General features: G+C 75.1%; 1 protein-coding gene. It reads left to right on the top strand.

From position 1 onward, the window contains the following. The first annotated feature begins 149 nt into the window (after nt 1–149). Nucleotides 150–1,247 carry a bifunctional succinyldiaminopimelate transaminase/glutamate-prephenate aminotransferase gene (locus tag ACFW2E_RS46890; RefSeq protein ID WP_384478283.1) on the top strand — a complete coding sequence of 366 codons (1,098 nt, stop codon included), beginning with the start codon at nt 150–152 and terminating at the stop codon, nt 1,245–1,247. Nucleotides 1,248–1,393: the final 146 nt, after the last annotated feature.

The raw sequence follows: 1,393 nt of genomic DNA, 5'->3' as shown, positions 1-1,393 counted from the left end.
CGGGCGCCGCCCGCCCCCACATACCGCCCCCGCCCCCCCCCGCCCCCCCACCCCCCCCCCCCGGGGGGCGGGGGGGCCCCACCCCCCCACCCCCCCCCCCCCCGGGCACCGAGGCGTTTGCCGTACCGAAGAAAGTGAGCCAGTACATCGTGTCCGCAGTCTCCGACCGTCTGCCCACCTTCCCCTGGGACAAGCTGGAGCCGTACAAGAAGACGGCCGCGGCCCATCCGGACGGCATCGTCGACCTGTCCGTCGGCACCCCGGTCGACCCGGTCCCCCAGCTGATCCAGAAGGCCCTGATCGCCGCGGCCGACTCGCCGGGCTACCCGACCGTGTGGGGCACCCCCGAGCTGCGTGACGCGATCACGGGCTGGCTGGAGCGCCGTCTGGGCGCCCGCGAGGTCACCCACCGCCACGTCCTGCCGATCGTCGGCTCGAAGGAGCTGGTCGCCTGGCTCCCCACCCAGCTGGGTCTCGGCCCCGGCGACAAGGTCGCCTACCCCCGTCTGGCCTATCCGACCTACGAGGTCGGCGCCCGTCTGGCCCGTGCCGACCACGAGGTCTACGACGACCCGACCGAGCTCGACCCCACGAACCTGAAGCTCCTCTGGCTGAACTCGCCGTCCAACCCCACGGGCCGGGTGCTGGACAAGGCGGAGCTCACCCGGATCGTCGCCTGGGCCCGCGAGCACGGCGTCCTGGTCTTCTCCGACGAGTGCTATCTCGAGCTGGGCTGGGAGGCCGACCCCGTCTCGGTCCTGCACCCGGACGTCAACGGCGGCTCCTACGAGGGCATCGTCTCGGTGCACTCCCTCTCCAAGCGCTCCAACCTGGCGGGCTACCGAGCGGCCTTCCTGGCCGGCGACCCGGCCGTCCTTGCGCCCCTCCTGGAGATCCGCAAGCACGGCGGAATGATGACGTCGGCGCCCACGCAGGCGGCGGTCGTCGCGGCCCTGTCCGACGACGCGCACGTCCGCGAGCAGCGCGAACGCTACGCCGCCCGCCGCACGGCCCTGCGCGAGGCGCTGCTGGCCCACGGCTTCCGCATCGAGCACAGCGAGGCCAGCCTCTACCTCTGGGCCACCCGTGACGAGTCCTGCTGGGACACGGTGGCCCATCTGGCCGAGCGGGGCATCCTGGTCGCCCCCGGAGACTTCTACGGCACGGCGGGCGAGAAGTTCGTCCGTGTGGCCCTGACGGCGACGGACGAGCGCGTCGCGGCCGCGGTGGACCGGCTGGCCCGGTAGCCGCCCCCGGACACAGCACGAAGGGGTGGGGGGGGGTGAGCGGAGCCCCCGCGCCCCCCGGCCGTGGGGTCGCGGGGGGCGAGCCGAGGCGCGCGGGGAGCGCGCCGCGCGGGGCGACGACGGCCGCCCCGGGGGCCGGGCGCCCG

The organism is Streptomyces sp. NPDC058964 (assembly GCF_042741275.1).
Taxonomy (GTDB): Bacteria; Actinomycetota; Actinomycetes; order Streptomycetales; family Streptomycetaceae; genus Streptomyces.
The sequence above is the reverse complement of the archived record's forward strand: the minus strand, read 5'-3'. Positions and strand labels throughout refer to the sequence as shown.